At 47.9% G+C, this 6,000-nt stretch carries 4 protein-coding genes; all 4 read right to left on the bottom strand.

Translation table 11 applies throughout. The features are described 5' to 3' along the window. Window positions 1-567: 567 nt before the first annotated feature. The gene (locus H6G41_RS04875; RefSeq protein ID WP_190744087.1) at window positions 568-2,232 is read right to left on the bottom strand and encodes a SulP family inorganic anion transporter; all 1,665 of its coding nucleotides are present in this window, start codon (window positions 2,230-2,232) and stop codon (window positions 568-570) included. A gap of 376 nt (window positions 2,233-2,608) precedes the next feature. Further along, window positions 2,609-3,970, bottom strand: coding sequence for a cation:proton antiporter (locus H6G41_RS04870; RefSeq protein ID WP_374939409.1), 1,362 nt, complete (start codon window positions 3,968-3,970; stop codon window positions 2,609-2,611). A gap of 277 nt (window positions 3,971-4,247) precedes the next feature. Beyond that, on the bottom strand, window positions 4,248-4,580 hold the full coding sequence (locus H6G41_RS04865; RefSeq protein ID WP_190744083.1) for a P-II family nitrogen regulator: 333 nt from the start codon (window positions 4,578-4,580) through the stop codon (window positions 4,248-4,250). Window positions 4,581-4,666: 86 nt separating this feature from the next. Beyond that, a complete protein-coding gene (locus tag H6G41_RS04860; RefSeq protein ID WP_190744081.1) occupies window positions 4,667-5,776 on the bottom strand; it encodes a sodium-dependent bicarbonate transport family permease in 1,110 nt (369 codons plus the stop codon). Between the last annotated feature and the right edge of the window lie 224 nt (window positions 5,777-6,000).

The following is a 6,000-nucleotide window of genomic DNA, read 5'->3' as shown; positions in this document are numbered from 1 at the left end:
TGCTTCTAATAGTTTCATTTGCACCCCAAAATACGATACTACAAGCACCTTATATTAGAGGACGCAAATTATCTTAAGTCCAGAGGATTGGTTCGCGACCACCTATCGCGAACCAATTTCCTTTTCCACATCCCGTGAAAAGTCAGAAATATTGAGGCTTTATTCTCTAGATTTTGTAGGGTGTTTTATGGACTTTAGTCCTAAGTATCGAAAATTATTGTAATGTGCTAAAGTGCGTCACAACACAGTTTACTAGTGCAGGAATTGAGGTAATTGGTTAACAATTCAAAATTAAAGACATTTTCAGTCGGGGATTTAAACCCCGACTGAAAATGATACTACGTATAGACGTAGGGGCCTTAAACCCTTTTATTTACGATAAATCTCAGGGGTTCTCACCTAGGGTGTTGATTTTGTGTGTTTTTAGGGGATTTCGCGAAAAATTATTTGTGTCATTTTTGATTTATGGAAAAGCTTCTGGAACAGCCATTTTACGATAAAAGCAGGTGACACATTTTTTGCATGAAGTCTTACGGGCTAAACGTTACAGAGTCAACACCCTAGTTCTCACCCTCCCATTGTGTTTTGATAGACTAGATGGACTGCTTGTTGCAGAGCAGAGGTGCGATCGCGCATTACATGTTCTGGGTGAATCAGATCGAATAGCCCTAACTTCTCCAAGCGGCGCTGAATTTTCTCACTGGCTCCCACCACATAAACCTCTAGCCCTTTATCGTGAGCATCGCGGATCACGTTTTCGATTGCCAGCGAAGCCGTCACCCCTAGAGAAGGTACCTCGGTTAAATCCACGACTAAGGCATCTGCTTCCTTCATTGCATTATGTTCACGGGCAATCGCCTTAGACAAGCCAAAAATCATTGGGCCGCTTAGACAAAACAGCAAGACCCGTCCTTTTCCCTTATCCAAAAGCTGCTTTTGTTCATCGCTGAGATTTTGATCGTCATCATCGAAGTCAGAAATCAGCTTCACTTCTGAGGATTGCATTTCACTCAATTGGTTGATGGTGAGAATATTAGCAATAAAAACACCAATCCCCACCGCCACGATCAAGTCCACAAACACCGTTAACAAAAGCACCCCGTACATAATCAGGGAACCCTTGGCGGAAATTTTGTGCGATCGCTTCAAGAAACTCCAGTCGAGGATATCAATCCCCACCTTGAGCGCAATCCCTGCCAGAACCGCCATCGGAATCGGTTGGGTCAATTTAGCTGCTCCCAACACCACCACCAGGAGCACCAGCGCCCGCGTTAAGCCAGACACCGCCGATGTTGCCCCAGTTTGAATATTCACCACCGTCCCCATCGTTGCTCCGGCACCGGGCAAACCACCGCATAGCCCCGAAACAATATTGCCAATCCCTTGACCAATCAACTCTTTATTAGAATTATGCTCTGTCCGCGTCAAGCTATCAGCAACCACCGCTGTCAGTAGGGTATCAATACAGCCCAGCATCCCCAGCATCACCCCATCCACCAACATCACCGTCAATTGACCTGCGCTGAAGGTCGGCAGTTGCAGGGGCGGTAGTCCCACGGGAATTTCTCCAATCCGGCGAATGTCGGCATTGCCAAACACTGTCAGAGAAATCACTGTGCCTACGATTAAAGCAATCAACTGCGGCGGCACTAGCTTTTTGATCTGCTTGGGCATAAAGAAGATGATTGCTAGTGTCAACGCCCCCAAAATTGCTTCTGGCGGATTGACATTGGCAATCAACTGCGGAATGGAGAGGAAGGTGCCCAGCACGCCGCCTTTGGGAGCAGCCTGCCCCAGAAACGGCGCAATTTGCAGGATGATCAGAATCACCCCAATCCCAGACATAAAGCCCGAAATCACGCTGTAGGGCATCATAGTAACGTACTTGCCCAATTTGAAAATTCCAAACACAATTTGGAATAATCCTGCTAGCATGACAACAGTGAAGGCCATTGCTAGACCATTGTCAGGGTTGCTGGCAGTAAGCCCAGCCACGATCGCCGTCATCACCACAGTCATAGGACCTGTCGGCTCTGAAATCAGCGTTGGAGTACCGCCAAACAGGGCGGCAAAAAAACCGACACAAACTGCTCCATAGAGTCCACCGAGGGGACCAACCCCAGAAGCAACGCCGAAGGCAAGGGCAAGAGGTAATGAGACAACAGCAGCCGTGATACCGCCGAAGATATCACCCCGGAGGTTGTTAAACCGGATTTGGTTGGTGATTGCCATATATTGTGGTAAATGAACAGTAGAGTAAACTAACGAGAAGCGACCTATTTCACAGCCAGGATCAGCTGTAAATAGAAATTGGCTGGAGAATGGAAGCTGGCATCTGCGATCGCGCAATCATCAGGAGTATCAACAACAGACTGCCGAGAATAATTGCCAGGGGACTTCCAGTTCTGAAAAATTAAATCATCATGATTAAATTATTTGGATATTTTTAACTGTACGCTAGTCTGGGTAGGTTAACTTATTGGGCTGCCAAGAAAAAAAGATTTGTCTAATTGTCAACTAAGTTAATGCTCCTATCAGCGCCAAAAAAAGCCCGCGCTTGCGGGCTAAGAGGGAAATACTATTAACTATTCCTAATTTCGTAAAACCGTTACTTAGTTGCTGTTTCTACAGCCGTGGTAGATTCTGGGATGGGATTCGTGGATGAACCAAAGGCAACCCGTAAAAAAGGTGGAGCTAGGAAAGTTGTCAAAATTACCATGATAATAATCGACACCTCCAACGGCTTATCCAAAATGCCGCTAGCAGAGCCGATGCCAGCAAACACTAGACCCACCTCTCCTCTAGGAATCATCCCAACCCCGATCGCCACTCGATTAATGCCGGGTTGTCCAAACACTGCCCAACCTGTGATCAGCTTGCCAATAATCGCCACCACCATCAAAAAGACAGCAATCAATAGTCCTGCCCGATTTTCCGGTACCGCAGGGTTCAAAACACCAAGGTCGGCACGCGCTCCCACCGTCACAAAGAAGATTGGTACCAGTAAATCGGCGATTGGTTTAATCAATTCATCTAACTCATTTCGGGCATCGGTTTCATCAAGCACCAAACCCGCCGCAAAGGCACCTAAAATCGCTTCGAGATGAATAGCATTGCCTAAAAATGCCATAAAGAAGGCGAAGATAAATGCTGGAATCACAATATTTCCACGGGTTTTAAGCTGCTCTACGATCGCCACAAAACTTTTGTTAAAGATACCCCCCAACAAAATTGATCCAATCAAGAATGCCGTAGCACTGACAATCAAGTAAATGACATTGGCAACATCAATCTCACCGGTTTTGGCTAAACTTGCAACCACCGCCAAGACAATAATGCCGAGGACATCATCAATTACCGCCGCGCCAACAATGATTTGCCCTTCTTTTGATTTGAGTTGACCTAACTCTGACAACACTTTAGAGGTAATACCGATACTCGTTGCAGTCAACGCTGCCCCCGCAAAAATTGCCGGAATCGCCGCCACATGAAACAGCAACATCAACCCTGCTGTGCCCGCCGCAAACGGTGCTGCAACTCCCACACAGGCAACAACCGTGGCTTGAATTCCCACTTCCTTCAGTTGCCTTAGATCGGATTCCAGTCCAATTTCAAACAACAGAATAATCACGCCGATTTCAGCTAGAACCGAAATCACTTCACTTTGCGACTCAAAGATTCGGGTCAGCGCATCCGGTGCCAATTGATTCAATCCTTGCAGCGCTTTCATAATCACCGAGTCAGAGGCAGACAGCCCCCCTTCGGGAAAGATCACCAGGTGCAACGCCGAAACGCCGACAATCACACCGGCGACAAGTTCCCCCAAGACGGGCGGAAAATCCAAGCGCCTAGCGACCTCTGCGCCGAACTTACTAGCCAGATAAATCACCACCAGCGTCAGCAATACGCCAGACAGAATAATGGGTGAATCGTCAGCAACAACGGTCGCCAGGAATGGTATCGGAGCCATGAGAGCGGCTATTCCCCCATTGAAAGGAGGCAGAATGTTGGACAAAATCATGAGTTTAAAGCAATGAATGTTAAGGGTTTGAGAAAGTTATAAAACTGCGGGGGGAAGGACTTCTGCGCTAGGGTCAACGTCCTGCGGACACGAAACACACTCACTCAAAAGCCGAGGTCATGACCTCGGCTTTTGGGGTCTGCGTCGTCTTGATGCAACAGCCGTCTGACCCAGAGGAACTTGTACTAATTACTCGCTTATTCCTTTCGTGGCGTGTCATTTCGATTCAACAGCCGTCTGGTCCACAGAAAGTCCTGCCGTACAATACCTCCGCTTCACAGATATAGATAATTCCCGCATAATCGGTGAAAAACTTAATTGCGACTTGATCCGCAATCTTCTCTGCCATCTCCCGTGTTTCGGTGAGTACCTCGAACTTTACATTGGAATCGGTGTCGGAAACGTTGGGTTTACCCGTAGAGCGCACGTTGCGACTGCCTTTACCGCCAGTATCCACCACTGTATAACCAGTTGCCCCGCATTCATCAATTATCTGGGCGACCTTTTTCAGCAGCACCTTTTCCGTGACTATGACGAGCTTGTTGGCACGCTTGGACATGTTGCTTACCTCCTTACATACATGTATATTGATCTACTTGGTCTACCGGGTCAAGGGAGCGCCGACAGACCGCAACCCGTCTGGAATTAGCCGCCGAGCGCCTGGGCAAGTCCGAGGAAGAACGGTATACACAAGCCGATCGCAATTGGCGTACCAACGGCTGTGGACGCGCCTATATAGGCAGATGGATTAGCTGACGGGATACCAGCTCGCAGCGTAGGAGGACCTGAGATGTCTGAACTAGAGGAGGCAATTACCGCTAGGATCACAACACCGCCCATGCTGAAGTTCATGGTGTAGTGGGCAATCATGCCTAGACCGAAGGCTATTAACCCATGGATAAACGGTGCCACCACACTATAGACAACGTACCACTGGGCTACCTTACGCAGTTCGCCAATCCTTGACCAAGCTTCCATACCCATAACCAGCATCAAGATCGAAAGCAAGCCACGGAAGAGGGGATCGTAGAAGCTTTTATAGACACTTTCCGGCTGGGTGAATATGCCAAGAGCCAGACCTAACAACATTGCTGATAGGGCAGGACCCCGGAGGCTTTCCTCGATGATCGGCCATATCTTGACCCGATTATCCTCAGCATTCTTCTGCTGGCTGAGATACTCCTGGCGGGTGCTGGGATAATCTTTTTGATCGGGATAATCACCAGCCGCAACAGGCTGCTCAGTGGAGTAGGCTGCTTCTTTACGCTTCTTCTTGTTGAGGTAAATGTTAGCCACAACAATTGCAGTTACGAGCGCTGGGATATCCATGAAGGGATAGAGTGCGCCAGCCCATGGCTCGTATGACATTTTTGCTTGGTCCAGTACCGTTAGTCCAGCAGCCATGGTAGAACCACTCACGGCTCCAAACAAACCCCCAGTGGCGATCGCATCGACGACTTTGACCTTTGGTAGCTTGGCTAATGTATAGCGGGCGATGAATACAATCACAATCCCTGTTATGACAGCAAAGATCATGGGTAACACCATCTCTGTCAGGCTGGAATTACGGATCGCAGTTCCACCGGTCAGACCAATTTTCATGAGCAACATGAAGACGATGATCGTACAAATCGATTCGGGAATGACCAATTCGCTACCGAGGGCAGCAATAATCATTCCACCAATTAGAAAGGCGAGTGTTGGGGACTGCAATTGGGCAATGAAGTCCTTCACGAACAGGGACAAAAAATCCACTAATACCTCCTTATCCTTCCTCTAATGAGGAGTGTTACAATAAATTAACTAGAATGAACTTGAAAGAGTTAAAGAGATTAAGAGGAAACTCTTAACAGGGAAATCCCCATAATTAAAATTAGGCGTTTCGTGAGCGTCAGCGCTCAGTGGAACGCTGACGCCGAAGTCCGAAGGGGGATTTGGACAAGGATGTGTTGAAACATCGTGGCTTACACCATCTCGTT

This window comes from Tolypothrix sp. FACHB-123, assembly GCF_014697075.1.
GTDB lineage: Bacteria > Cyanobacteriota > Cyanobacteriia > Cyanobacteriales > Nostocaceae > Aulosira.
The sequence above is the reverse complement of the archived record's forward strand: the minus strand, read 5'-3'. Positions and strand labels throughout refer to the sequence as shown.

Bases quoted from the DNA above. Each gene is read 5' to 3' on its own strand.
- H6G41_RS04870 (WP_374939409.1), bottom strand. From the start codon at position 3,970: ATGGCTCCGATACCATTCCTGGCGACCGTTGTTGCTGACGATTCACCC.
- H6G41_RS04865 (WP_190744083.1), bottom strand. From the start codon at position 4,580: ATGTCCAAGCGTGCCAACAAGCTCGTCATAGTCACGGAAAAGGTGCTG.
- H6G41_RS04875 (WP_190744087.1), bottom strand. From the start codon at position 2,232: ATGGCAATCACCAACCAAATCCGGTTTAACAACCTCCGGGGTGATATC.